This window comes from Methanolobus chelungpuianus (genome assembly GCF_024500045.1).
GTDB lineage: Archaea > Halobacteriota > Methanosarcinia > Methanosarcinales > Methanosarcinaceae > Methanolobus > Methanolobus chelungpuianus.
Genome location: NZ_JTEO01000004.1, coordinates 214,924 through 241,565 on the forward strand (window position 1 = coordinate 214,924; position 26,642 = coordinate 241,565).

Annotated in this window: 26 protein-coding genes; 10 read left to right on the forward strand and 16 right to left on the reverse strand. The window is 49.0% G+C overall.

Annotated elements, in window-relative coordinates; all coding sequences use genetic code 11:
• Window positions 1-16 precede the first annotated feature (16 nt).
• Window positions 17-1,120: an amidohydrolase family protein gene (locus PV02_RS05530; RefSeq protein WP_256622384.1), complete on the reverse strand. Its 1,104-nt coding sequence runs from the start codon at window positions 1,118-1,120 to the stop codon at window positions 17-19.
• A 372-nt stretch (window positions 1,121-1,492) separates the two neighbouring features.
• Between PV02_RS05530 and PV02_RS05535 the strand changes: the two genes are divergently transcribed.
• Together PV02_RS05535 and PV02_RS05540 are read left to right on the forward strand one after the other, a co-directional pair.
• Window positions 1,493-1,816, forward strand: a complete 324-nt coding sequence (locus tag PV02_RS05535; RefSeq protein WP_256622385.1) for a DUF167 domain-containing protein — start codon at window positions 1,493-1,495, stop codon at window positions 1,814-1,816.
• A gap of 408 nt (window positions 1,817-2,224) precedes the next feature.
• Window positions 2,225-2,710 carry a toprim domain-containing protein gene (locus PV02_RS05540; protein WP_256622386.1) on the forward strand — a complete coding sequence of 162 codons (486 nt, stop codon included), beginning with the start codon at window positions 2,225-2,227 and terminating at the stop codon, window positions 2,708-2,710.
• Here the strand turns inward: PV02_RS05540 and PV02_RS05545 are convergent.
• The 3 genes from PV02_RS05545 to PV02_RS05555 form a co-directional block, all read right to left on the reverse strand.
• Window positions 2,703-3,083, reverse strand: a complete 381-nt coding sequence (locus PV02_RS05545) for a DUF356 domain-containing protein (RefSeq protein ID WP_256622387.1) — start codon at window positions 3,081-3,083, stop codon at window positions 2,703-2,705. The two genes, PV02_RS05540 and PV02_RS05545, sit on opposite strands and share 8 nt — an antisense overlap.
• Before the next feature lie 175 nt (window positions 3,084-3,258).
• Window positions 3,259-4,074, reverse strand: a complete 816-nt coding sequence (proC, locus tag PV02_RS05550; protein ID WP_256622388.1) for a pyrroline-5-carboxylate reductase — start codon at window positions 4,072-4,074, stop codon at window positions 3,259-3,261.
• 57 nt (window positions 4,075-4,131) lie between these two features.
• Window positions 4,132-4,623 (reverse strand): multiprotein bridging factor aMBF1, encoded by a 492-nt coding sequence (locus PV02_RS05555; RefSeq protein ID WP_256622389.1) that lies wholly within the window; start codon window positions 4,621-4,623, stop codon window positions 4,132-4,134.
• Between the two features lie 80 nt (window positions 4,624-4,703).
• Here PV02_RS05555 and PV02_RS05560 point away from each other — a divergent pair, with 80 nt between their 5' ends.
• Both PV02_RS05560 and PV02_RS05565 read left to right on the forward strand, forming a co-directional pair.
• Window positions 4,704-5,993, forward strand: coding sequence for a proteasome-activating nucleotidase (locus tag PV02_RS05560; RefSeq protein WP_305891141.1), 1,290 nt, complete (start codon window positions 4,704-4,706; stop codon window positions 5,991-5,993).
• A gap of 109 nt (window positions 5,994-6,102) precedes the next feature.
• The gene (locus PV02_RS05565) at window positions 6,103-6,693 is read left to right on the forward strand and encodes an endonuclease dU (protein WP_256622390.1); all 591 of its coding nucleotides are present in this window, start codon (window positions 6,103-6,105) and stop codon (window positions 6,691-6,693) included.
• Window positions 6,694-6,735: 42 nt separating this feature from the next.
• On the opposite strand, the gene glmM is transcribed toward PV02_RS05565, so the two are convergent.
• Window positions 6,736-8,076 carry a phosphoglucosamine mutase gene (gene glmM / locus PV02_RS05570; protein ID WP_256622391.1) on the reverse strand — a complete coding sequence of 447 codons (1,341 nt, stop codon included), beginning with the start codon at window positions 8,074-8,076 and terminating at the stop codon, window positions 6,736-6,738.
• A 105-nt stretch (window positions 8,077-8,181) separates the two neighbouring features.
• Between glmM and larE the strand changes: the two genes are divergently transcribed.
• The 4 genes from larE to PV02_RS05590 all read left to right on the forward strand — a co-directional run bounded on the left by larE (window position 8,182) and on the right by PV02_RS05590 (window position 10,811).
• Window positions 8,182-8,994: an ATP-dependent sacrificial sulfur transferase LarE gene (gene larE / locus PV02_RS05575; RefSeq protein ID WP_256622392.1), complete on the forward strand. Its 813-nt coding sequence runs from the start codon at window positions 8,182-8,184 to the stop codon at window positions 8,992-8,994.
• Window positions 8,979-9,416 carry a GNAT family N-acetyltransferase gene (locus PV02_RS05580; RefSeq protein WP_256622393.1) on the forward strand — a complete coding sequence of 146 codons (438 nt, stop codon included), beginning with the start codon at window positions 8,979-8,981 and terminating at the stop codon, window positions 9,414-9,416. The genes larE and PV02_RS05580 overlap by 16 nt, the downstream gene beginning before the upstream one ends.
• Before the next feature lie 10 nt (window positions 9,417-9,426).
• On the forward strand, window positions 9,427-9,963 hold the full coding sequence (locus PV02_RS05585) for a DUF531 domain-containing protein (RefSeq protein WP_256622394.1): 537 nt from the start codon (window positions 9,427-9,429) through the stop codon (window positions 9,961-9,963).
• An 86-nt stretch (window positions 9,964-10,049) separates the two neighbouring features.
• Complete coding sequence (locus tag PV02_RS05590; RefSeq protein ID WP_256622395.1) at window positions 10,050-10,811, forward strand: DUF166 domain-containing protein; 762 nt, start codon at window positions 10,050-10,052, stop codon at window positions 10,809-10,811.
• 74 nt (window positions 10,812-10,885) lie between these two features.
• Here the strand turns inward: PV02_RS05590 and PV02_RS05595 are convergent, their stop codons facing one another.
• From PV02_RS05595 to PV02_RS05610, 4 genes are all read right to left on the reverse strand, one after another.
• Entirely contained in the window at window positions 10,886-12,841 is a 1,956-nt protein-coding gene (locus PV02_RS05595; RefSeq protein ID WP_256622396.1) for a hypothetical protein, read from the reverse strand.
• 458 nt (window positions 12,842-13,299) lie between these two features.
• Window positions 13,300-15,210 (reverse strand): hypothetical protein, encoded by a 1,911-nt coding sequence (locus tag PV02_RS05600; protein ID WP_256622397.1) that lies wholly within the window; start codon window positions 15,208-15,210, stop codon window positions 13,300-13,302.
• 262 nt (window positions 15,211-15,472) lie between these two features.
• Complete coding sequence (locus tag PV02_RS05605; RefSeq protein ID WP_256622398.1) at window positions 15,473-15,991, reverse strand: PEF-CTERM sorting domain-containing protein; 519 nt, start codon at window positions 15,989-15,991, stop codon at window positions 15,473-15,475.
• A gap of 574 nt (window positions 15,992-16,565) precedes the next feature.
• Window positions 16,566-17,162: a PEF-CTERM sorting domain-containing protein gene (locus PV02_RS05610; RefSeq protein ID WP_256622399.1), complete on the reverse strand. Its 597-nt coding sequence runs from the start codon at window positions 17,160-17,162 to the stop codon at window positions 16,566-16,568.
• A 201-nt stretch (window positions 17,163-17,363) separates the two neighbouring features.
• Between PV02_RS05610 and PV02_RS05615 the strand changes: the two genes are divergently transcribed.
• Window positions 17,364-18,485 carry a DUF362 domain-containing protein gene (locus tag PV02_RS05615; RefSeq protein WP_256622400.1) on the forward strand — a complete coding sequence of 374 codons (1,122 nt, stop codon included), beginning with the start codon at window positions 17,364-17,366 and terminating at the stop codon, window positions 18,483-18,485.
• Window positions 18,486-18,511: 26 nt separating this feature from the next.
• On the opposite strand, the gene pheS is transcribed toward PV02_RS05615, so the two are convergent.
• The 7 genes from pheS to PV02_RS05650 form a co-directional block, all read right to left on the reverse strand.
• Window positions 18,512-19,990, reverse strand: a complete 1,479-nt coding sequence (pheS, locus tag PV02_RS05620) for a phenylalanine--tRNA ligase subunit alpha (protein WP_256622401.1) — start codon at window positions 19,988-19,990, stop codon at window positions 18,512-18,514.
• A 9-nt stretch (window positions 19,991-19,999) separates the two neighbouring features.
• Window positions 20,000-21,307, reverse strand: coding sequence for a tryptophan--tRNA ligase (locus PV02_RS05625; RefSeq protein WP_256622402.1), 1,308 nt, complete (start codon window positions 21,305-21,307; stop codon window positions 20,000-20,002).
• 138 nt (window positions 21,308-21,445) lie between these two features.
• Window positions 21,446-22,666 carry a radical SAM/SPASM domain-containing protein gene (locus PV02_RS05630; RefSeq protein ID WP_256622403.1) on the reverse strand — a complete coding sequence of 407 codons (1,221 nt, stop codon included), beginning with the start codon at window positions 22,664-22,666 and terminating at the stop codon, window positions 21,446-21,448.
• Window positions 22,617-23,432, reverse strand: coding sequence for an RAD55 family ATPase (locus PV02_RS05635; protein ID WP_256622404.1), 816 nt, complete (start codon window positions 23,430-23,432; stop codon window positions 22,617-22,619). Before PV02_RS05635 ends, PV02_RS05630 begins: the two co-directional genes overlap by 50 nt.
• 161 nt (window positions 23,433-23,593) lie before the next feature.
• Complete coding sequence (locus PV02_RS05640; protein ID WP_256622405.1) at window positions 23,594-24,202, reverse strand: translation initiation factor IF-2 subunit beta; 609 nt, start codon at window positions 24,200-24,202, stop codon at window positions 23,594-23,596.
• Window positions 24,203-24,226: 24 nt separating this feature from the next.
• A complete protein-coding gene (locus tag PV02_RS05645; RefSeq protein WP_256622406.1) occupies window positions 24,227-24,745 on the reverse strand; it encodes a 50S ribosomal protein L16 in 519 nt (172 codons plus the stop codon).
• Window positions 24,746-24,977: 232 nt separating this feature from the next.
• Complete coding sequence (locus tag PV02_RS05650; RefSeq protein WP_256622407.1) at window positions 24,978-26,042, reverse strand: DUF1786 domain-containing protein; 1,065 nt, start codon at window positions 26,040-26,042, stop codon at window positions 24,978-24,980.
• Window positions 26,043-26,088: 46 nt separating this feature from the next.
• On the opposite strand from PV02_RS05650, the gene PV02_RS05655 reads away from it, so the two are divergent.
• Window positions 26,089-26,628 (forward strand): MogA/MoaB family molybdenum cofactor biosynthesis protein, encoded by a 540-nt coding sequence (locus PV02_RS05655; protein ID WP_256622408.1) that lies wholly within the window; start codon window positions 26,089-26,091, stop codon window positions 26,626-26,628.
• The last annotated feature ends 14 nt before the right edge of the window (window positions 26,629-26,642 follow it).

Consider the following 26,642-nt stretch of genomic DNA (forward strand, 5'->3'; position numbering starts at 1 on the left):
AGTGAACACACTTGCTTCATATTATCATGGACAGGATATCATCAGGTCTTCCTCTTCTGACGATAGTGCTTATAGGATTCCTTGCACCTGCAAGGTTATGTGAATTTCCATTGAGGATCATTATTTTTGCTTCATTCTTTTCCAGGATAGAACCGGAGGTCTTAAGTCCTAATACTGCTGCACCCATAAGCGTACACATAATAAATACTTGTCTGTCCTCCAGCCCGAAAACCTTGGACAATATCTCCATTTCCGGGAACATGCTGACCGAGTTGAGCATGACATTATCTGTTCCCACAGCCACTGTGATGCCCTCTTTGAGCATTTCCTGGACCGGTGGCTTTCCTGCTCCCGTTATAAAATTGGATCGCGGACAGACAACAACAGGCAGCTGGCGGTCAGCGATCTCCTTCAGGTCACCTGCCTGAGCTTTGGTAAGATGTATCAGCAGATCAGGGTCCAGGGAGAGAGCTTTCTCGATGTCGCTTCTATCGTTCTCTCCGGCGTGGATGGCGAACATCTTCCTTTTCTCTTTTGTACTTGCTCTTATCTGCTCAAGCACCTTCATATTCACATCATTGGCTCCGCTCATCCCGATGCCCTGGGATCTTTCCAGCAGCTGTTCTATCTCCCTGAGAAGCACATCCGTATCTGCATCATGGTTTCTTGGCCTTCCAAGCTTCATGCACTCTATATCATGTCCCTTGGCAGCCTCCTCGAGCGCAAGGACCCCCTGGAGTCCTCCCTCCCTGAAATCTGCAAAAGCGCAGGTTCCTGTCATGAGCATGTCCCGGATGGAATGTTCCATTGCTTTCACAAGCTCGAGGTAAGGGGTCCTGTTAAGCACCTGATGTTTCAGTCCGTCAGGAGGGCGCACAAGAGCATTCAGGTCCCTTTTTACGCAGTAGTCTATGCATTCTCCCAGTACGGGATCTTTGAGCACTGAGTCGCCTATGTGGGTATGTGCATTGATAAAGCACGGTGCGATAATGTTCTTTGAGTCGTTCCTCTCTTCCGAGACTTCCCTGATGACTCCGTCCCTGATGACCACGCAACCTTGAATGATGTCCATTTCAGGACCGTATATAATGGTTCCGTATACTGTCTTTTCAGTGGTCATGCTCATCCTTCTCTGTAAATAATTGCGACAGTATTTAAAGTTGTAGTGAACATTCTTCCGGCACTATGTTCCGGCACCTGCATCTCTTGAGATGTCGTTAAATTTATATATTGCTTTCTATAAGGTATAGATGCGTATTGCTAGGTCCTTGCATGAGAGCATGGCAGAGCCTATCTGTGATTGTACAGACAACCTCAATGCGCTACACACATGATAATGCGACAAAAGCCTGTCACGAGGGAAACTGGGAGGGACAGCGGGGATCCCATAGGATGAACTTCCGGAGTTAGTGCGCCGGGCGACAGCATTATCACATTGACCTTTTAGTTTCTGATCGGTTACTTCTTTGTTCCTGTTATTCCCGGTGATCTCATGTCCTTTGAGGATGCGATAAAGATAGCTTCAGGCGGTGTCATTATAGATATCGAAGTAACGCCTGGCTCAAGGAGGACATGTATTCCGGGAGGCTATAATCCCTGGAGGAAGAGGATCGAGGTGAAACTCTCGGAGAACGCCCAGAAGGGTAAGGCTAACGAGCAGCTGGTGGAGGGTTTTTCATCCCTGTTCGGTGTCCGGGAAGCAGATATCTCCATCGTCACAGGTCTGAAGAACACCAAAAAGTCTGTCCTGCTCATGGGCGTCAGCCGGGAAGAGGCTGTGTCTGTTATGGGCAGGGGTCTTGATAAGCTCGCCTGATAAGATGAATACTTTCACATAGCTCGGCTTGAGTTAATATAATCAGAATGTCTTTCTAATAACTGAGGTGAAATAGATGGATGATTTCTTTCAAAACCTGGTAGCAAGAGCTGCTTACTACGAACAATTCGAAGAATTCGTTCGCTATTACAAGTGATAGTGCCTTTATCCTGCCGTGCATCCTCCTAATCCCAACAGTCAAGTTCCACGGGCGGCAGGTATCATACTTTCACTTGTTTTCAATTTATATGTTTTTAATGTCCCCATGCAGGACTTGCTGGATATGTATGCATTGACAGTCATCTTTTAATCACATAATGGTTAATTCTCTGTCAGAGCTTAGGGGATATCACTGAACGACAATTTTCCGGCTCAGGCATAGCAGCTGATCCTATTATCCTATACCGCATGACCCATGAAGATAACAACAGGCAGGACCGTGTCTTTAAAGCACCCTTGCAGGTCTATGAGAGGCGACTCGAGAACATTGAAGAGTTATTGGCCGAACTGGTCCTGCTTGCAGAAGAGAACGCGGTGCTTATAGTAGAGGGCAAAAGAGATATCCAGGCACTCAACAGGCTGGGTGTGAAAGGCCACTTCGAGATAGCAACACAGCGCTCGCTCTCAAATTTTTGTGAGAGCATTGCCCGGCTGAATGAAAAAGTGATTATACTTACTGATTGGGACCGGCGTGGGAACCTGTTAATGCTCAAGATGACAAAGCATTTTCAGTCATTTGGTATAACTCCCAATACCCTTTTGAGAGAACGTCTGATGTCCATCGTCCAGAAAGAAATAAAGGATGTGGAAAGCTTACATACCTTTGTGGTAAAACTCAGGCAGGCAACAGGACATTCCACAAGCGAAGATGGTTTTGTAAACGAGATCAGATGATATCCTGATGGTGGTGCGGTTCCCACGTTCTCTCAAACTCAGGATAGAGCTCGGACTTGTCCATCAATTCCGCATATACATCATGCCTTGGACTAACTATCACAACGTGCGCAGGCGGGTGTATCTTTCTCAGTTTACTAATGGCTGCACCTGCATTGTTATCCAGTTCAACCAGTGCTGCTGAGTTACATTTTGCCCTCAGGGGCACGCCAGCGACGCTAACGAGCAGATTGTCTGCAAAGTTTGGCTCAATCCTTTTAGGCTTGGATGCAAACCTCATGTGCCCGTAGTGTTCAAGGTCGTGTAATGCAACATTCACTTTATCCGGATTATCGCCTCGGATAACGGCAAACGATTTTACTTCAATCCCCATTTTATTTTATCCCCCTGTGTTTTTCATGCCAGTAAATCATTCAATCCTTTTTCTACCTCTCCACAAGTAGGTATAGGAATACCAGCCTAAATCTTATTAAAACTTTGCGGATAATAAACCTTTCTCTTAATATATGAGGGAAAATGAGGGAAAAATAATAATAAGAATCAGATTCTTATTTGCCAAGCTCCTTTGAGCGATTGGAGGATGCGATCACCGCTTTCATGAATGCCGCTCTGATACCGCTTTCTTCCAGTTCGTATATGCCTCTTATGGTTGTCCCGCCGGGAGATGTGACCATATCCTTGAGTTGTCCGGGGTGAGTGTTGGTCTCGAGCATCATTTTTGCAGCTCCAAGCACGGTCTGTGCGGCAAGTATCAATGCACTGTTACGGTCAAGTCCTTCATAGACGCCTCCGTCGGCCATGGCCTCGATCACCGGAAATATGAACGCAGGCCCGCTTCCTGAAAGGCCGGTGACGGCATCCATCAGATTCTCCGGGACAGATATCGCACTGCCAACGGAGCGGAATATATTAAGGACATCCTCTGCATCCTCAGCAGATGCGTACTTTCCCTGTGCCACCGCAGAGGCCGCTTCAGCAACAGTTGCAGCTATGTTGGGCATTACCCTGACCACATGTGTTCCTTCGCTGAGCTCGTTCTCAATTGCTTCCAGCTTCACGCCTGCAGCAATGGAGATCATCAGCTTGTCCCCGGTGATGTCATCTTTAATAGAGGAGAGTACGGATTTCAGTATCTGTGGTTTCACAGCCAGGACAATGATGTCGGATTTATTCACAACTTCTCTGTTATCCTGTGTCACATTGACACCCAGACTATCGCGAAGTTCCCTCAATGAAGCCTCGAACACATCACTGGCATAGATGCCTGAACACGGAACGATCCCTGCACCGGATATTCCCTTGATAAGCGCACTTCCCATCTTTCCGGTTCCGATGAACCCTATCTTTTTACCAGCCAGACTCATGATTACCACTTGATTACCAGTTTGTTATTTAAAAATAAAATAAGCAGTCATTTCTAATTATTTCTTCTTTATCGTCACAATGTCTCCAAGTGTGGTGCCCTTGTTCAGGCGCTCCCCACTCCAGTCATCGTCGCCGCTCCTCTCGGTGAGTTTGATATCAAGCTCCCTTTCAAGCTTTTTCCGCACATCTTCTTCCGGAACGATCTCTCCGCGCTCAAGCTTTTTGATCAATGCAGCCTTTTCCTTTATTCTGGAAGCAAGTTCCTCATGGCTTAGCTGCTTCTTTTCCCTGGCTTCTCTGATGATATGGTCGTAATCATCAACCAGTTCACTGCCCATTGGCTCAAAGCGCTTGCCTGCGGGCCTGTTACCGCTGCTTCTCCTTTGGGTTACAGGTGCAACAGGTGAAACCTTCCTGGGGGTTGGTGCACGTTTCTCAACATTCTTCCCGTATTGTGAGCATCTTGGGCATACAGTGAGTTCACTACCGTCTATACTGATCTTGGAAGAAGGCCCTTTAATATCAGCGCCGCATATTTCACATTGCATAGATCTCAACTCGAAAAGTCAAATCCCGTCTTTACGAAAGGGCTATATACCCTTTGCACTTAAATAATGTTCGGAGGCATATGAGCGAGACCAGCGACAGTGATGTGAATCACGGAAGATATGACTTTACCAATGTGAACAAAGCGGAATACGGTTATTTCGGTACTGAAAGCGAGGAGGATTTTTCTAAATACCTCCTGGACCGTATGAGGCAGCTCGAGTCGCGAAATAACCTCCTCAAGGAGCAGTGCGACCAGATCGAGTCCGAAAAGCGTTTTGTGGAAAGTCAGAAACTCAAATACGAAAGGGAAGTCAGAAGGCTTCAGGCTGAGATAGATCGCCTGAAAACGGTTCCTCTTGTAGTTGCAACCATAATGGACGTGATAAGCAACGATAAGGTCCTTGTGAGAAGTTCCACAGGCCCCCAGTTCATGGTAAACGTGTCCCAGTACATAGATGACAAGGATCTGGCCCCGGGAGCAAAGGTTGCTCTCAACCAGCAGACACTTGCGATAGTGGAAGTCATCCCGACGACAGAGGACCCTGCTGTTTCCGCAATGGAAGTAGTGGAATCACAGGATGTTGACTATAGCAACATAGGAGGCCTTGAAGAACAGATACAGGAACTTGTGGAATCCGTGGAACTGCCGCTTACAAAGCCCGAGTCTTTCAGGCGCATCGGTATCTCTCCTCCCAAGGGAGTGCTGCTTTATGGTGATCCGGGTACCGGCAAGACCCTGCTTGCAAAGGCAGTGGCACACCGCACGGAAGCGACATTTATACGGGTTGTGGGTTCCGAGCTTATCCAGAAGTATATCGGAGACGGTGCAAAACTTGTCCGTGACATGTTCGAGATGGCAAGGAAGAAGTCCCCCAGTATCATCTTCATAGATGAGCTGGATGCTATAGCCTCAAGGCGGCTCAATGACACTAACGGGGCCGATCGTGAGGTTCAGAGAACCCTCATGCAGTTACTTGCCGAAATGGACGGTTTCGACAACAGGGGAGACGTGCGCATAATCGCAGCCACTAACAGGCTGGATGTGCTGGACCCTGCCATCCTGAGACCCGGAAGGTTCGACAGGATAGTGCATGTGCCTATGCCGGATGAAGAAGCAAGGATGAGTATACTCCAGATCCATTCCCGCTTCATGAGCCTGAGCGAGGACGTCGATTTCAGGAAACTGTCACATATGACCGAGGGTATGAGCGGTGCCGACCTCAATGCCATCACCATGGAGGCAGGAATGCTTGCAGTGAGGCATGATAAAGAGTCTATTGGCATGGACGATTTCCTTGAATCGGTCAGAAAGGTGATGTCCAAGATAGAGATCAAACCTGAAGAACTGCCTGTAGGAATGTTCGGGTAAATCCGGCCCCCTTTTTTCATTTGTTAATTCATTCTTTTGTTTACTCTCTTTCTGTTATTCCCTGTGTCCCAAAGTAAACTACTTCTGCCATCCATTCATAAATTCTCTTGTGAACAGGTGTTTCCATATAAAGGATGAGATCCGTATTCTCGGGATAGACGACTCGGCGCTTACAGGAGAGAGGATACTCATCGTAGGGGCGTTCTTCAGGGGAGGTATGTGGCTGGACGGGGTGATGAGCTCTTACCTGACCCGGGATGGCATGGACGCCACTGATAGTATTATGTCCATGATAAGATCCAGCAAGCATTTTCCTCAGGTGCGTATCATCATGCTGGATGGCGTAAGCTATGGGGGCTTCAATCCCGTGGATATCGTCCGGCTGCATGAGGGGACAGGTATACCTGTTGTAGTGCTCATGAGAAAATACCCTGATCTTGAAATGATAAGGAAGGCCCTCTGCCATCTTCCTCAGGGAGATGAAAGGATGGCTATATTCAAAAGGGCGGGGGAGATAGTTGAAGTAAAGACTGCTGACCCGCTGAACCCGGTCTATATCCAGTGTTCAGGCATTGGTTTCAGGGAAGCTGCAAGAATAGTTAGGCTCAGTTCCACAAGGAGCAACATACCCGAGCCCCTGCGTGTGGCCCATCTCATTGCAACCGGGATAGTACTGGGTGAATCCAGGGGGAAAGCATGAATCCTTCCCCGCTTTGTTCAGTTCTTGTCTTCTTTATCAATATTAAATGCATCTCTCAACAAGCATGACTCCCTCAGCCATGAGTTCATCAGCTCTCAGTTTGGATTTTGCCTCCGCGAAGACACGTATGATCGGCTCAGTGCCGGAGGGCCTTATGAGTACCCAGCCATCATCGTGCCAGACTTTGACGCCGTCAATTGTATCAGCTTTCTGGCATCCGAGGAAAATGTCCTCCTTCACTTTGTGCATGGTCAGATCCAGGTTCTGGCATCTTATCTTCGTTTTTGAATTATGGTACACAGGGACGCTGGCGGAAAGCCCGGACAGCTTCTGGCCGCTGGCTATTATCTCCAGGAACTTGGCGCATGCCATGCCCCCGTCACGGCAGTACTGATGCTCCGGGAAGATAAGTCCTCCGTTGCCCTCACCCCCGAAGACAGCTCCAATGTCCATCATTTTCCTTGCTACATGTATCGATCCCACTGCAGTCCACACAAGTTCGACCCCTGCCTCCCTGGCAATATCCACCATCCTGGATGACGAACTGACAGGTGTGACGACAGGCCCTTTTTTTCTCTCCAGTACATACTTTGCCATCATAGCAAGCAGTACATCCTCGGGGATGAAATTGCCCTCCTCGTCAATGAAAACCGCCCTGTCCGCGTCACCGTCCTGGGCCACACCCATCACGGAGCCTGTCCTCTTGACAAGGTCTATTATCTCCGTAAGTGCATCAGGGGTAGGCTCCGGGTTCCTCCAGGGGAATGTGCCGTCCACCTGTGCATTCAGGGTCAGTATCTCGCAGCCCAGTTCCTTCAGCAGGAAAGGCAGCGTGGCTGAACCTGCTCCGCAGCCGGTATCAACAACGACCTTGAATCGCTTCTCCCTGATCCTGGCTGAATCCACGGAGTTAACAATACCCCTGATATAATAATCGTTCGCATGCAGGTCCTTTCTCAGATCCCCGGTCCTTTCCCAGCCAGCTGTAGCGAACTCCTTTGAGAAGTATATCTTCTCGACCTCTGCCTCGGCTTCCCTTGACAGTTCAGTACCGTCCTTTGCTATCAGCTTTACTCCGTTGTACTCACGGGGATTGTGCGAGGCTGTTATCACTATGCCTGCGTCGGCGAAGTTCCTTACATAATACTGGATTGACGGCGTTGGAACGATACCGATATCGATCACTGTAAGTCCTGTTGACAGGGCCCCGGCTATTGCTGCTGACATGAGCATATCTCCTGATGCTCTTGTATCCCTGCCTATGGCCACAATTCCCTTTGATTCCATGTATGTGCCAACACTCCTGGCAACATCCATCACAAGTTGAGGAGTAATATATTCGTTAGCAATTCCCCTTACGCCGTTTGTTCCAAAAAAAGCCATGTTCTATCTCCTGCCTTCTCATCCTGTAGTATGATATATCAGACCTGCACTTTATATTTTGTTAACGCGATGCTATTAATAAGAGATTCCTCTATATTGAAGATTATGTACGATGCAAGGACCGACCAGCTGAAAAGAGCAATAATGGACAAGGGTAGTGCCGTTGTGGCTTTTTCAGGTGGTGTCGACAGCTCAACCCTGGCCTATCTTGCTCATGCCGCTCTGGGAAACCGGGCTGTTGCAGTCACAGTAAAGCTGCTCTCCTTTCCGCAAAGGGAGCTCGATAATGCAAGACAGGTAGCCGAAGAGATTGGCATTCGGCACAGGATATTGGAATTCAATGAGCTTAATGTTCCTCTGATAACAGAGAACACTCCTGAAAGATGCTATTTCTGCAAGAAGGAGATACTGAAAATGCTTGCTGCCGTAAAGGATGAGCTTGGCTTTAATGTCATCATGGAAGGTAGTACTGCATCCGACACAAATGCCTACAGGCCTGGCAGAAAAGCACTTTCTGAAGCAGGTGATCTGGTTTATTCTCCATTCCTCGAACAGGGAGTGACAAAAGAGGAAGTTCGTGGAATAGCCCGTCATGCAGGTCTTTCGGTGGCTGAAAAACCTGCCTCCCCCTGCCTGGCATCAAGATTCCCCTACGGGAACGCGCTGACAAAGGACTCTATAAGGCGTGTGGAGGAGGCTGAGAATTTCCTGCTGGACATGGGCTTTACTGACCTGAGAGTAAGGGACCACCAAGGGATGGCCAGGATAGAGCTATATCCCTTCGACTTCCGTGAGCTTCTGCTGCACAGGGAGAAGATACTTTCCTACTTTAAGAAGATCGGGTTTGACTATGTGACTCTTGACATTGAGGGCTTCCGCAGCGGCAGCATGGATGAGGTACTTTGGAACCGGATGTAAGGATACGTGAAGCTCTGCCGGAAGACAGGGACTCTATCCAGGTTCTGATGTCCACGTATTTCCTTGATATCGAGGGAGTGAAAATCGAAGACTTCGCTGTTGCGCTCACTGGTACGAAAATAGTAGGTGCCGGTGCAATTGTGAACGGCCGCTTCCCGGAGGTCCATTCCATAGCCGTGCACCCGAACTACCGCGGAAAAGGCATAGGCTCGTCACTGGTCCGCTATCTCCTGATAAGGATAAAAGGCAGGAGTGATGTTGTATCCTGCGTTTATGCAAGGACCACTTCTCCCAGGTTCTTCGAGAAGCTTGGGTTCATGGAAATAGAACCGACAGCAAAGGCCCGGCTCTGGGAAGATTGCGCAGGATGCGACAGGTTAAATACATGCAGGCAATCTGTCATGTGTCTCAAACTGGGTTAACGGTGAAATAATGCTGACTCTCGGAATTGTCAATACTTATGATAAGATCAAAGTGCTTGACGCACATTACAGGGCCATCGCAAGGGCTGCTCCCATATGCCATGCGTTTGGATTCTCGCTTGCACTGTTCGATTTCCCTTTCAAGATGACCCCCGACGAACTGGTGGATTATGTTGCGGACAAGACAACTATAGGTGAATCCGGGAAATACCTGCGCATGCTTCATGAAAAGCGCAAGCTCTTTGTTTTCGAGCTTCCTAAAAAAGGCTTCCAGTCCCAGTTCGGTGAGGTTGTGGTGACATCCTCAAAGCCGGAGGAAAAACGTGCCGTCACACCGGAAGCACTTGCTGACGAGATCCTGCATAACCGCTCTTTCCTGCTGCTTGTGGGGCTCGGTCACAAAGGCCTTCCGAAGAATCTCTTTGAAGTAGCTCCCTTGCATCTTGATATCACCGGCAGTGGCGTTTCACTGGAAACATGTACTGCCATAGGCTGCATACCTGCCTATCTTATGGGTCTTGTAAGGATGAAGGCAAAAAAGCAATGATAAAAGCATCGATAAAGCTTTCCTGAAAGGTTTTCATAAACATATGCGGGAAAAGCTAATAAACATCCGGGCCGAAACAGAGAGACATGCGAGTGAACATCTTCTATTCGGGCGAGTTTGGGAAAAGGGTAATTGGCAATCTGGTCAATTCCGACAGTTTCTGCGTGGCCTGCGGCGATCTGTGCGATCACTGCAGGGAGCTGCGACCCGGACTTGGCAATATCATCACCGGGATCTTCGAGTTAAGGAATGACCTCCCCGATTTCGTTGAAGAGCCCATGGAATACATGCCGGAGCAGGTACCGGCTTGTGATCTTATTCTCGCTATAGATCTCAATCCTGACTTATTGACAGTGGTCCCTCAGCTTGCAGAAAAGTCCGGCGCAAAGGGAGTCATCATCCCTGTAGACGACTCAAGGGTCGTTCCGGCGGGCCTGGCAGAGCAGGTAAAACAACAACTGGAGCAAAGAGGCATTGAATGTGAATGTCCCAAGCCTTTCTGTGCCCTTGACCTGACAGGAAAGAAGTCTATCGATGATTTTGTAAAGCTGGGCTTTGGAAAACCTGTCTTAAAAGTCGATCTGGGCCATGCTGACGAAATCTTCACTCACGCAGAGGTCCTTAGGGATGCACCCTGCGGTTCAACCTGGTTCGTTGCAAAGAAGCTCAAGTGGTCAGATGTGAAGGATTATAAGGAAACCATATCCGGAGCTCACCATTCCTACCCCTGTACTGCAAGTATGGAGAGAGACCCGCAGATCGGTGATACTATCCTGCACGAAGCGGGTTATATCATAAGGAAAAGCGCTGAAGAAGCAATGGAGAATGCGTCAAGGAAAAATAGATAAGAAAGGGGTGTTTTATCCCCTTCCTTTACTGGACAAGAATACCACATCCAGGATTCCAGCCGTTAATAGCTGGTTCAGGTTGTAACTACTTCTATTATCTGCGTGTCTTCTGTCGTCTCAGTGTCATTCTCATTTTCGGTCTCATTAACGGCTTCCATATCTTCCGTCTCGTTCATGTCCTCAGTATCATCAACGGTTTCCATGTCTTCAGTTTCGTTCATGTCCTCAGTATCATCAACGGTTTCCATGTCTTCAGTTTCGTTCATGTCCTCCGTCTCGTTAACTGATTCCATATCGTCTGTCTCGTTCATGGCTGTTTCATTATCTGTCTCAGATATTTCGCAGAACCCGAGGGTTATCCATGCATTATCGTCTCCCATCTCTCCGATGTTCCTGATGTCTACTGCAATGACATAACCTTCATTGTTTGGCGGAAGCATTCCATCCCATGTGTCTTCGAAGTGGATGACAATGGAGTCAACTACCTCCCCGGTCTGATCAGTCATATTTGTCATGTTGCTGCCAGTCTGGTTTGTCATGTTGGTCATATTGTCACCGGTCTGAGTGCCATTCATGCCCGTTTCCTCTTTCACGAACATGGTCTGGTTCGTCTCGTTGTCTGTCACTTCAGTCCAGTTACCGTTCTCATCACTTACGGATATTATCTGGTCTGCAGGCACATTGAGCATAACACTACCGATGGAAGCATTAGGGAAAGTCTCTGTAGTGTTGTCTGTAAGCTCTATGTTCGCAAAGTAGGGTGTGGTCTCGTTGTTGATAAGCATCGTGGCGTTCAGCTGGCCATCATATTCACTCTTATCCGGCTGGACCACATTCAGGTAGCAGGTTGTAATCCCTTCTCCCTTACAGGTTATCCAGGCCATGTCGTCTCCCGCATCACCGATGTTCTCTACCAGTGCAGCGATGGCATACCCCTGCTCGTTGACCGGGACCGTACCATCCCACTCATCCGTATATGTGATAGTTATAGGACCGCTTACATTCCCAGTTTCTGACATTGTGATCTCTGTCTGGAAATCTCCGAAATCATGTTCCACTTCATCACTCATTATCGCAGTGATCACTACGAGGAACTCTCCGAATGGCATTTCATTCGTTTCGTTTGTCTCTATCTCTGTGAACTCCAGCTCGTTTCCTTCAGCATCGGTAACGTTCTGTATGAGGTCCACAGGTGCATTCACCTGGATCTTGCTTATCTGCGCGTCCTGGAATGTCTCAAGAGTATCATTTGTCAGCTCTATTTCTGCAGTGTTGGACTCATTATCGATCATCACGCTTGCGTTGAGCTGTCCTTCATACTGGCTCTTGTCCTCCTGGACAATGTTCAGATAGCAGGCAGCCTCCTCAGTTGTTTCATTTGCATCAACATCAGTCTGGTTATCATCTTCTGGCTGCTCCTCATCTACCGGTGCTTCATCATCTACTGGGACTTCGCCATCAGTCTGATTACCATCGGTCTGGTTGCCGTCAGTCTGATTATCGTCTACAGGTGTTTCCTCGTCTATGGGCGTTGTCTCATCACAGAATCCAATTGTCACCCACGCACTCATATCTCCGGTTTCCCCGATGTTACTGACCTCAGTTGCTACGAGATATCCTTCATCATTCCTCGGGAATGACTGGTCCCAGTCATCTACGAAAGTCACAGTGACGGTAGTTTCAGGGCTGACCTCGACTTCTTCTCCCGGCTCAAGGCTGGTATTGAAGGTGCCGAAATCTTCTGTATCCTCACTAACCTCATTTATCTGCCATTCATTTCCTTCGGAATCAGTGGCACTTTCTATCTGATCTGAAGGAATGTTGAGCAGTATGGTCTCAATGGCTGCATCAGAAAAGTTTGTTGTGGTCTCATCCGTAAGCATCATTTCCGCGGTATAGGGAGCAGATGTGGACACATCCATACTTACATTCAGCTGTCCTTCAAATTCGCTGTTCGACTCCTGGACATCATTCAGATAACAGGCTGCACTGGCAAATCCTATTGAAAGGAATACCATAACAGCAGTCATCAGTGCTATTCTTAACCTCGTATTATTCATTTTCATATCGTACCACCTACATTTAAGTGTAGTCGATAATGCTTTTGTTTGTAGTATGTTATTCTCTTTGCGAAACATTGATGCATAATTTATATAGTAATTAAATATAGTGTGGCTGTTGGGACAGAAGCAAAATATGGAGCAGGCTACATAGAAAAAACGCGGGTGCTTCTTGACAGGTGTGGACTATGCTCTCAATGGTAAAAAGAACGGCTGTATGATAAAAGGCTAAGGGCCGGAGGATTAAGATAAGAATCAAATATACAAAATCAAAAATGATGGCAAGAAAAATCGAGCAGGGGGCCGGCATAAGGACCGGAGCCTTTTAGCCGTCCGTATTAAGTCCTTCACCGGCCTCCTAATGTATTTTTTACTTACAGTCCTCTAAAAGAGGTTCAGGTATTTTCTCTTGGTATATCGTAGCTCCTTCACACGGTATCGTTCATATCTGCTTCGTCCACGTCCGTCTCGTTCATGTCCTCGGTCTCATTGATTTCTTCCATGTCTTCAGTTTCGTTCATGTCCGTGACATTCTCAGCAGTCTCATTCTCGCAGAATCCAAGGGTTACCCATGCATTATCGTCTCCCGTTTCTCCAATGTTACGGAAGTCAACAGAGATAAGGTATCCTTCCTCATTGACAGGCAGAGTTCCATTCCAGCTGTCGTTGAGATAGATGGTTATGGGCCCTGAATCTGTTGTATTGTTGTCACCCTCATCATCCGCTTCGAATCTCTCGAGCACTGTCATGTTGTCGCTCAGATCGACCAGTGACCAATTGCCAAATGGGGCTGTCACATTGTCTATCTGATCGGCAGGCATATTGAACAGTATTGTCTCGATGGTTGTGTTCGGGAAGATATCCAGGGTTTCGTTTGTGAGTTCGATCTCAATGAAATACGGTGCTGTTTCATTGTTGACCATCATCGTGGCGTTAAGATCGCCTTCGTACTCACTCTTGTTGTCCTCAACATCATTGATGTAACACACAGTAATGTTTTCCATATCATCAGTGACATTGTCCCCTGGTGTCACATTACCGTCTCCAGGTGTGACATTGCCGTCCCCTGGAGTTACATTACCGTTTCCAGGTGTTACGTTTCCGTCCCCTGGAGTTACATTACCGTCTCCCGGTGTGACATTACCGTTTCCAGGTGTTACGTTTCCGTCCGTGACATTCTCCGCTTCACAGAAACCAAGTGTTATCCATGCACTATCGTTGCCCTCTTCCCCTATGTCCTCTACATCTGCAGCCACTACATACCCTTCGTCGTTCTCAGGGAATGTACCATTCCAGCTGTCATTGAAGTATATGGTGACCGGGCCTGTTGCATTGACGCTTTCGTTCATGGTTATCTTTGTGAAGAACCTGCCGAATGGGTTCTCAAGATCCTCATTCATTGTGAGCATTGTTGTGAAATTGCCGAACGGATTCGGTTCTTCTTCAACTATTTCCGAGATATCCCACTCATTTCCGAGGGTATCGTTCGCGTTAACTATCTGGTCCATCGGCACGTTCAGCACGATGGTCGTCAGTGTTGCGTTCGGGAACGTTTCCTGTGTAGCGTTGGTCAGTTCAATCTCCGCTGTGTAAGGCGTGGTCTCATTGTTGACCAGCATTGTAGCGTTGAGATCGCCCTCGTACTGGGTCTTGTTCTCCTCTACAATGTTCAGGTAGCAGGTTGTCACATTGGTGACGTTGTCTGTAACATTATCTCCTGGTGGTGTTACATTACCGTCCCCCGGGGTCACGTTGCCGTCCCCTGGCGTTACATTTCCATCTCCAGGAGTGACATTGCCGTCACCTGGTGTTACATTACCGTCTGTGACGTTATCATCACAGAACCCGAGAGTCACCCAGGCGCTGTCGTTTCCGGCATCACCTATGTTCTCGATGTCGACTGCTATCACATACCCTTCATCGTTCTCAGGGAATGTGCCGTTCCAGCTATCGTTGAAGTTGATAGTCACCGGACCGCTTGCATTCTCAGCATTCTCATCGATCTCAGCCATAACAACTGTGTTGGTCTGGCCTTGTTCATCTATCTCTACTATTGACCAGTTCCCGGCCTCACTGCTCGCACTTTCTATCTGTTCTGCAGGAATATTGAGCAGTATAGTGGTCATCGTGGCATTCGGGAACACTTCCAGAGTCTCATTATCCAGCTCGATCTCGGCTGAATACGGAGTGGTCTGGTTGTTTATGATCAATGTTGCGTTAAGGTCGCCCTGATATTGGCTCTTGTTCACCTCAACCTCATTTATATAGCATGTCGCACTTGCAAATCCGATTGACAGTATCGCAATAGCAACAGCTAAAAACACAATTCTTTGTTTCATAGTTGTACCACCCGCTTAAAGTGTTATACATATGGTTCTTTTTTTAACTTAAGCGACTTGCGAAACTTTATTTCGGAGATTAATGCAGGCGAATAAGTTCTGCAGCATGCTTGGAATCAGAAAGAGTGCAATTATAGTGTCTTTGAGCGGGACATGATAATCAGTGTCCACATGATATGAAGAATTGTTCAAAATAAGAAAGGCTTACGCAAGAAGCAGTTCAGAAAATGGCATAATACGAAAAATAAAGGAAGGAGTGAACTTACTCCTTTCTGCGCTGGAACATGAATGCAAGTCCGAGAATTGCAGCTATTGGGAGCGCAACGGTCGGGAACTCTGGGATTTCCTCTATTTCGCCATCGTCTTCATTAAAGCAGAACGTGACGTGGCTGATGTCCTTGTTTGCAGGTGCAACGAGTCCTTCATCGCCGGTTGCGCCATCAGGGTAATAGTATATGTAGGCCCCGCCGCCGGATTGCTCACTGCCTGCCTTCACAACCACTGCGCACACAGGGTATTCTGACTCCCAGTCGAAAGTTCCACCATTGCTGTTTAAGATTGTAATGTTATTTCCAGCATAAGCATATACGCCATCCATGCCATTCTCTTGATCCCATTCATCGATCTTATATGCAAAGTCGCTGTCGCAATCAGTCTGACTGCACTCGAATTCGGCGTTGCCGGAGGTCCAGTTCAGGATATGGACTGGTGTAATACTGGTTGCTGTTGCCAATGGCATGAGCGCCATAAGTATAAGCAACACTACTAATATTCTTTTCATTTCATACCACCTTTACGATCATTATTTCGGTCTTTTGATAAGACGTTCATCTATCAACCTTTCTTACTATTTATTATTTCCCTACTAATCGCTATCATCATACTCATAATGATGATTTCCTTCGTTTTAGGGAATTTATTCAAATCAATAATGCCACGTTCTTCGGAACTCAAGCTCCCGCTAATTCTTTTAATCGGCTGTTCTTATATAATCTCTATGGGCCACAAGGTCTCTATTGCATGCTGTCGAAACTACTTGCCTGTCTGGGGAATGGAACTTCAACACGGCCTGTCGGGTGGAATCTCACATCTACTCCGGAAAAATGATCGTGTTCTCCTAAAACGGCATTGTTGACGTGTACACGCAGTATTCTCATTATATCAGCGAATAAGACGATGGCGATGCAAAAGAGCACCGAAATCATTACTTTGTAAATGAGGTCCTTTTACGACTCTCATACTAAGACTAAAATAAGAACCTAAATTGATATTACCTGTCCGGAGGACAATATCGTTCAGAGACACGGTGTAATGCCAAAAGCAAAAAAAAGAAAGAGGAACAGGGAGGAGTAAGCTTACTCCTTCCTGCGCTGGAACATGAATGCAAGTCCCAGTATTGCTGCGATTGGCAGTGCAAGTGTCGGGAACTCTGGGATTTCCTGAACTTCTCCATTCAATCCAAGCCATACGCTCTCAGGGTTTCCTGGAAGCCTGGTAACGTGCAGGACTACGGAATAGTCATTCACGTTCTTTGGAAGTACGCCGTCCCATTCCTGGCTCATCTGTATCTTGATGTATTGTACAGTTCCCTGGTCGCCGCTTTCCCTGTCAACTGCTGTGAGCATTGCTCCGAATCCTGCATTGCCCTGTCCCTTGTCATCCTCAACTACCCAGTCGACCTTCGGGTTGTCATCTGAGACACTTGCGATCTGGTCTGCCGGGATGTTGAGAAGCACTGTCTTCATAGAGACCTTTTCAGTGTTAGGCTCCATGACCTCAAGTTCTATTGTTTTGCTGACATCATCCACTGTGATCTTGATATCGATATCGCCGTCATAGTACTCATTGGCATCTTCTTCGGTCAAGTGGAATTCTGTTACTGCTGCACTAGCTGTCCCCACAATCATTAGCAGAAAAACTGCCATGATTAATGCAAGTTTCATATTTTTCATTGTACCACCATTTTTTATGTACAAGCCTAGAGTGGCCTCTTCAAGTATTTATATTTTATTGGCATTATAAAAATGCTCATAATGATGATGAGCACTTAAAGGCTCACTATATATTGTTTTCTACACTTTTGCTCTCCTATAATATTTACATCCAGCTAAATGCCGTAAAAAAGATTAGATACTCTGTCATTAGATGGACTTATGGCCAGCAAAGTCTCCATTATACCCTGCACTGACTACTCCCTTGCCGCAGGGAGTGTCAGAGCCTCGGTCGATCTGATAGGCGGTCTCCTGCCTGTTATCCAAACTGGTGACCGGGTGCTGCTCAAGCCCAACATCCTTGCCGCGCGCAGGCCGGAGAATGCCGTAACTACGCACCCTGCCATAGTTTCCGCAATGTGCGAGCTGGTGCGCGAGGCAGGAGGCATCCCTGTGATCGGCGACGGCGCTGGTATCGCCTGCCCGGGGGCAACTGCAGAGGCCTTTGCAGCATCAGGGATAGCTGCAGTGGCAGAGGAGCTGGATGTTGAGCTCATCAACTTCCAGACTGCAGGTTTTGAAAAAGTGGATGTTCCCCTCGCCATGCATTTCCCAAAGCTCTTTGTATCAAAGGCTGTGCTGGACGCGGATGTCATCATATCCCTGCCCAAGCTCAAGACCCATGAGCTCACCTACTATACGGGGGCTGTCAAGAACATGTTCGGAGCGCTGCCGCTCAAGCATCGTAAAGAGATGCACCTCCTTGCTGAGAGAAAACTGTTCGGGGAGGCGGTCATCGACCTTTACTCCGTTGCAAGGCCCCACCTTGCTGTAATGGACGGTGTAGTCGGCATGGAAGGCAACGGTCCGTCGCACGGCAAGCCTGTGAACACAGGTGTTATAATGGCAGGTTATGACCCGGTTTCCCTGGATATTACTGCATCCAGGCTGATAGGGCTTGACCCGATGGAGGTTCCCACTACAAGGGCGGCGCTTGAGAGGGGATTCGGTACTTGCGAGCCTGAAATTGTGGGAGCTCCGCTTGAAGGGGCATCGGTAAAGTACAAGCCTTCCAATGGTGGCATCCTGTTCAATGTCCCGACTTTCATCACCCGCATATTCGGAAGATACTATTCAGTCATGCCGGGCATTGATAATTCAAGGTGCATCCGGTGCGGGGCGTGTGTGAGTGCCTGTCCTGTTCATGCGATAGGGTACGAGGACGACAAATTAAGCATTGATAAAGAACGATGCATCCTCTGTTACTGCTGCCGGGAAATGTGCCCTGAGGACGCGGTAGGATCCGAGCGTTCACTGCTTGCAAAAATACTTGCAAACGCCTGACATGCGGAACAAAAAAGAACGCCAGCTCAGAGCTGGCATATCTCGCTCCTGCGCAGCCAGTCGATATCGGACTGGTACAGGAGGCGCAGGTCCTTAAGTCCCAGTTTCAGCATGGCCAGCCGGCTCACGCCAAGACCCCATGCCAGTACCGGGTATTTGATCCCCAGTGGGTATGTCACTTCTTTTCGGAACACGCCTGCTCCTCCAAGCTCGACCCACCCAAGCCCGTCCACATAGACCTCGGGCTCGACACTGGGCTCCGTGTACGGGAAGTAACCGGGCCTGAAGCGCACATCCTCGAATCCCATCCTGTGATAGAACTCTTTCAGGCAGCCCAGCAGGTTAGCAAAGGACATGTCCTTGTCCATCACGACGCCTTCAAGCTGCTCGAACTCGGGGGTGTGGGTGGGGTCGATGGTCTCACGGCGGTAGGCCCTGTCGATGGAGAAGGCTTTCACCGGGGGCTCGGGGTTGTCTGCCAGATACCTGATGGTCAGGGCTGTGGTGTGTGTCCTCAAAACATTCCTGCAGGCTATCTCCTCGCTCCAGGTCCCTCCCCAGCCGGTTGAATCGGTATCTCCGCCGTACTCGTGCATGGCGCAGACATTATCCTTGTATTCCCCCGGAAGTTCCGAAGTGCTTGAAAGGTGGAATGTGTCCTGCATCTCCCTTGCAGGGTGATCCTGGGGCTGGAAGAGCGAGTCGAAGTTCCAGAAAGAGCTTTGAACTACCTCTCCCTTTATCTCGGTGAATCCCATATCCAAGAAGATGCGCCGCATCTGGTCTATCAGGCGCTGGTATGGATGGGATTTTGCTCCGTAGACCGGTTTTGGCTTAGTGTGGATGTTGTAGGGCCTGAACTTCAGATCCTTCCACTGCCCGCTCTTGAGCATCTCCGAGCTGATCTGGGCAACCTCTTCCTCTATGACGATGCCTGAGGCGACAAGCTCAAGTCCCTGGGCAGTGATGCTGACAGAACGGTGTTTGTCCTCTTTCCTGACCGCCAGTTTGCGCTTGAGCAGGTCTGCGATGGTTCCCGCATCCGCCTCAAGTTCTCCCGGGGTTCTTGCCTGGCCATTGAACTTTGCCAGTGCCTGCTCGTCCTTTCCTGTTACCGCCTTTCCGGTGGGGACGACTACACCATCCTCGATGTTTGCCCAGCCTTTGCGGCGCAGCCATCCTGTGGCTATCCCTGCCACTTCCGGGGAGAACATCTGCTTGAGATCCTGCATGGGTGTAGGTCCTGAGATACCCTCAATGACCATCCTTTCCGGAAGCCCTTCGGAAGCATATTTCCTGCCTTCATCAGTAAGCTCATAGTTCTCGGTGACAGTCTCGTCAACTTCTGCAAGCCCTTTCTCCTCCAGCAGGAAAGCCGCCTGCATTGCAGTCTCGACCTTCATTCCCGCTTTTCCGGCAAGCTCTCCGGGGCTCGCCTTACCAAGCCTCTCAAGTGAGATTAGCACATTCTTTTCATTAGATGTGATATTGTATTTAGGGGTCATCAAAACGCCTCATTTCCTCTTTAATCCGTACTCATCAAGCCTGTCCTTTGCCTGTTCGCGCAGTTCCTGGTGCTGCCTGAGGAACTTCTCCATCCTTTCGGCAGCAAGAGCCTTGCACTTGCCACAAACCTTCTGTCCGCCCACACATTCGCTGTATATTTGGGCAAGCTCCTCCTCATCCTCTACCAGGTGGAACATGAGCAGTTCATAAACAGAGCACTTACCTGGCTCTCCGCCAAGCTGCTTCTGCTCCTCAAGGGTCATCCGGCCGCCTGTCTTTGCCCTCTTGACCTTCTTTGCGGCCTCCTTCGGGTCCTCTGTGAGTGAGATGTAACTTTCGGGAACGCTGCTTGACATCTTCCCGCCCTGCAGTCCGGACATGAACCTGTGGTATGTGGAACAGGGGGGCACGAATGCGTACCCGCCAGACTCAAGCTCTACTTCCCTGACGATCCTGAGCAGCTCCTCGAAATCATCACAGTCCTGGACATCAAGATGCCCCTCGAACAGTTTTGACCTGCCGGGGATGCGCTCCTGAAGTTCCTTCATGGCATCCGGCGGTGCAGTCTTGCTCCTTATGCTGAAGTATCCCCTGCCGTCCTTATCCTCGCGCCTTTCTATCTTTAGCATGTTCATCTTGTTGCCCAGTCCTCTGGTCAGGCGGATGTGGGGGTCCTGGTCCGCACCCACAGGGATCACCGTGGGTTTTGGCCCGCCGTACTCTTCCAGCTGGGGATGCAGTATGTCCGCACTCTGGGTCACGGCACTGAGCATATGGGAGACACTTGTCTCTCCCGTGAACCCATATATGGCACTAAGTTCCGAGAAATTGGCCTTTGCTCCGAGCTCGAATGCCAGGTCCTTTACCTTCTGTGAGCCGGACTGGAAATATATATGTCCCTTTTGTTCGAAGCCAAGGGCTATAAGACTGATAATGTATTCTTCGATACCGATATCCCTGCATCTTTCCCAGGGGATGCCCCTGACCGCATGTGCCTCCCTGTCTGCGATGCCGACAAACGCATCAGCTCCCTGCTGCTGGTGCCATATTATCTCTTCCATCACCATCTTGTGCCCGAGGTGTATCTTGCCCGAGGGCATAAATCCGCTCATGACGGAAAAAGGTTTTTTGTTGTTCATTGCATCGGCTATCAGGTCATAATCGCGATGACCGAAAATGATCTTTCTGCGCATGTACCTGTGCGGATTGGGGATTTCCGGAAGCACATCCTCAAAAGGCAATATCCCGAACTCTTCGAACAGCTTGGAATAGTCCTCTATGAGCAGTGCGCTCCACGGGTCGATCTTCATGTTCATTTGAGACCTCTTTATATCGAATGGTCAAACCGGAGCACTCGTTATCATATATGCCTGTCGCATAAAATTGTTAGTAAAAATACTTAGTGATATGTAAATGTTATTATCGGTACACAGGGCTACGGCGAGCAGCCTGCGTTACAGGTCCAGCAGTTTCCTGTCGTACGGCTTCGATGCTCCCTCAGGTATCCTGTCCACGAGTTCAAGGTACTGTTTTTCCTGCATGAGGCAGGTGCTGCGCTGTCCCCTGAAGGTTTTGTCCTTGCGTATGCTGTCCCAGATATCCTTCATGCTGTTCTCTGTGATGTTCCCGTAGCTGAAAGGAATATAGGGGCAGGGTTTTACAGCGCCGTCCACGCAGACATGCAGCCATCTCTGTCCTGCCATGCAGCCAAGCATCTTGCCCTCGAAATAGGAATTTGCAAAAATACGGGGCCCTTTTCCGGTGGAATTGATGCGATGGTACATGTCAAGGACCTTCCTCCTGTCCTCCTCCCTGATGACGGCATCGCCCTGCTTCTTAGGGACGGATTCCCACAGGGAGAATTCATGCACCCCGAGTTGCCTTGCAAGCTCATACATGGCAGGCAGTTCCTCTATGTTCTTCGGAGAAACGTGTGTCGCCATGGTGACAAGCAGGCCTGCCTCAAGCCCCATTCTCATGGCGTTGGTTGCCATCTTAAAGGCACCGTCGAGACGGCGTACAGAATCATGTTTTGCCGGGTTGGTGGAATACAGGCTCACAAGCAGGTTGTGCAGTCCCGCTTCCTTGAGCCTTCTCGCGTTATCGGGAGTCATCTCGGTGCCGGGGGTGTACATATTGACAATGGCGCGCTCCTTGTCCACATACTTGATGAGCTCGTATATATCTTCCCGCAGCATGGGATCGCCCTCAGTGAACACTATGACCATTGCTCCCATATCCAGGACCTCGTCTATGGCATGCTTGATAGTATCGATGTCCAGGTCACCTTCACCGCCGCTTACCACACAGTGCTCGCACTTGCATCTGCACTGGCGTGTGATCTCAAAAGAAACCGTTTCCGGGATGTATCTTCCAAGGGCTATCTGTGTTTCGGCTATGAGAAGCCTCTTGAAAGCTTTGCTGGGGATAGGGGGGAGCCATGTGGAAGCCACGACATGGTCCTTTGTAACAAGGGCCGGCCTTTCCTCTTTGAGCCTCTCGTTGATCCTGCTCAGAAAAGGAGCGCACGCCTTATGAAGGCCCCCGGTGGCTTTCAACTGGATAAAATCATCTTTCTTATCCATTCTGATGGAAAGCCCCGGTATCGAGAGTAAATTGATGTTCTCATCCTGTGAGTCTTTGTGATCCGCTTTCATCGGTTTTTGTCCTGCCATTGAATATCTCTGCGGAGAAGACATCTGCTTCCTTGCCTATGACTGACTGTGTCGGGTATACTATGATGCCATGATCTGTCATAACATAAGGGCGTAACACCTCGTCGTGCTTGGTGCCCCGCATCTTGAGTATCTCGACAGACCTGATCCTTTCTCCGCCAATCCTGAATACCTTAAGGCAAATAACACCTTCGGCAAGATATTCCTCCACACTGAAATGTTCAGGATCATTATTAAGTTCGCTTGTTATCAGGGTGGTACAGTCAAAGCTCTCGATGTTCTTGATGAATTCAAGGATGATGTACCTGACATTGACAGGGTCGGGTGTGATCTTGAGCGAGGTCATGGAATCAATAAAAAGGCGCCTGGCCCCTATTTCCCTGATGCTTGCATATATCTGCCGTAGGACAGCCTCAATGGTGCTTGTGTCGGTATCACTTCCAGGGTCAGCGTCCTGGTTCTTCTTGATGTACCTCTCATAGGCAATGGGATCCACCCTGACTATCCGCAGCTTGTCTTCCTTTACAAGCCTCTCGAGGTCCCATCCATGCCTCCACATATTGCGCATGATGCGTGCGGGCGATTCCTCGAATGTGATGTAGATGCCGTTTTCTCCGTATCTTGTAATGCCTTCATAGAGGTACTGCGCTCCGAAAGTGGATTTCCCGGCCCCGGGCCCTCCTATCAGGAGGATCACGTCGTTCTCTATGAAGCCGCCCTCGATGAGCTGGTCAAATCCGGGTATTCCCGTGGGTATGCGAGCCATTCAAAACCTCAGTGCAAAGCTAGGATCTATATTATATTTACAGGCATTATATAATATAACCTGTTCCTTGCTATGAGAAAAATCAGAACAATCACAAGTAATTAACAACAGTAAAATAAAACAGGTGGATCAGATATAGATCTGATCCGGGTGGTGTGCCTTTATACCTTCTCTGCGAAGGCCAGGGTACCGCTTAAGCGTTTGACCTTTATCTTCACTGTCTGGCCCTTTGCGGCACCAGGCACGAAGACTGTGTACTTATCCACCTTGGCAATGCCGTCGCCTTTGGAGCCGACTGCATCGATATGGACCTCGTATTCCTTGCCCTCTTCGATGGCATCCTGTTTGACCGGCGCTGTGCTGCGTCTCTTCTTCACGGGCCTGTGGGCGCCGCATGCAGAGCATTTCAGTACGAGCACTCTTTCCATCTTGGTGAGCTGTGTGTCAGGCCTTGAGCATTCAGAGCACATGACAAATTCTTCAACATAGGCATTTATATTGGACTGTATCTGATCCTTTGAGAACCTTCCCTGGAATATAGCCCTCATGCCTTCGATCTTGCCCGCCGTACCCATCTCACGCGTGAGGTATTTCATCACATGATCGGGTTCCCTGTTAAGGACATCCGCTATGTTGAGGAAATTGTCCAGGATCGTGGTCTTGCCTTCCATCATTATCCTGGGCTCCGGGATCACGAAACGGGCATCCGTGGTCTCCTTGTCTGGCAGGTTATCTATCGCACGGTCCAAAAGCGCTTCGTAATCTTTCATATCATCACTCCCAAAGTCAACACTTTACTGTACAAGCTCCAGTCCCTGGTCAATGGTGATCCTGACAGGGGTTGGCAGCTTGTGTCCCGCCTTTCTGAGTGCATCCTTTGCTGTTGCAAAGTTCTCTTTGTTGACTGAGATGGTAAATATCTTCTGGCCAGCGGAAACCCTTGCTGCGGTTCCTACGTTCTTGCCGAAAGCACCACGCATACCACTGGATACACGGTCTGCACCTGCTCCGGTTGCCTGCTTGTTCTCCCTGAGTACCTCGTGCGGATAGACTCTCAGCTTGAGGTGGTATCCTGTACGTCCGGCTGCCGCCGTGATAGCCTTGTTGGCAGTGATACGTGCAGCTTCAAGGGCTGTGTGGCGTATCTGGCACCTTTCGTCGACCACGAGTGAAAGCTTGACCGGGAAATCTGTTGTCTTGTTACCCATGTCGTAGTGGATGACCTGGCTTCCAGGCACACCACCCATATATTTCCTTCTTGTGAATGAACGCTGTCTCACGTTCCTGTACATACTTCCTGGTTTTCTTACCATGAGTTTAAGTCTCCTTGGATTGATTATTGGGATAGGTCACTATCAATTTCAGTTCTAATCCGTTCCTAATTGATATATCCGTATATGAATTTGTTGATATCGTTAATTATCCGTCGGACACGATTTCATCTGGATGGTTCTTCTCCTACTACTTAGGACTTTATAAGCCTTATTGTACTTCTCACCCGTGTCCATTCCACTTGGACCAGCCTGTACTTTCGCCCCTGCATACTTAGCTTTTCTCCCGAAGGTACGGGGCAAGCAGACCGTAGCATCCTGAAAGCATCATATTCCCGAAAGGAGCTGCAAAATGCAGCTTCTCCCAGAGGCGCGTGTCTCTATTATCTGCTTTCATGTTTTTCAGCAGGTTTAGCCTGGGGCCTGTTACCATGACCGACCTTACGAGGTCAAAGCCTTCAGATTCCTTTGTGTAGCATCCATGCCCCCCGTCATTGAACACATCATCGAACGAGAGCCTGCCTTCAGCGAAAAGAAAGATGTGCTCCTGCAGTTTCTCCCCGGTAAGGCTGGATGTATGGTGTTCGTAAAGGGCTGTCACCCTGTCATCTTTTACCAGGGCCATGAGAGTATGCCCGTTGCCGATGTTAACGACCACGGACGGCTGTCTGGCGGCAGGGTCGAACAGGGCCCCGAAGATTGCCGCAGGACCGGTGTCCATAAAGACAGTTCCCTTTTGTCCTAATAGGTGTGCTGCTGCTCTCATACGGGTAAGGTCTGCCGGGATGCTGTCACTTCCATATGCGAAATTCCGCCACTCTCCTCCTTCGTCTATCAGTCTCTCGAATATCCTGAACCTGTAGATGCGGTTGCTCAGGTCAGGCGAATTCCCGTGGTCCTGAACGGCGACAGCGACCATTCCGGGCATCTCAATATCAAAGGCCGCCAGAGCATTACCAATAGCATCCAGGTCGATATCCTGCAGGATGATCTCCTCCGGATTCTCCGGGATTACCTGGTCCTGGCTGACTATCCTGATCCCCATTTCCTTTACTTTTTCAAGGTCATCATTGATGGTAAGTGCTGCGTCAATGGTGGCATACACCTCCAATCCCTGCCTGAGATGCTGCCTCACAGCCCTTGACGAAGGTCCCCCTCCCATCAGGCTGCCTTTCAGGAAGATATCCTTCTCCCGGGAACTTGCATCACTTACCTTCCCGGCAACTATCACCGTTGGAGCTGGCATTACCATAAGGAGGCTGTTCTCAACCTCTCTCTCCGTGTCATAAAGGACTATGTCCTGGGTACCTGTACCTATGTCTATTGCCAGTATTCTCATTATTGCATCGAGTTATTCATATACCTGGGTGCGTATAAAAGTTGGCATGAACGATCCCGGTGCAAAGGAGCATGATAAAGGCAGCAGAGGCCCCTATAGTTTTGCAATTATTACTATCTCAAGTTCCAGATTTGAAAAATTCGGGTCAGTCTCCTCCCCGCAGGAGGCAGATGACAGGTCGGGCCAGGTCATGGAAAAGCTGATCCTCCAGGGAGGTCACAGGGTTTCTTCCTACCAGCTTGTTGACGATGACAGGGAATCCATCACCGGTGCGGTTGATAAGGCCGCAGCCTCGGATGCCCACATTATAATCACAAGCGGAGGTACGGGCCTGACTTCAAGGGACGTGACAATAGAATCCGTTGTGCCGCTGTTCAGCAAACAGATGCAGGGTTTCGGAGAGCTCTTCAGGTACAAGAGCATTGAACAGATTGGCACTTCCGTTATTCTCACCCGTGCATCGGCGGGAGTCCTGTCCGGCAAGGCTGTCTTTTGCCTTCCCGGCTCCCCGGCTGCAGTGGAGCTTGCCTTGGGGGGCATAATTCTCCCGGAAGCCGGACATATCGTGAAACATGTAGGTGAGTGAAGAAAAAAGTTTTA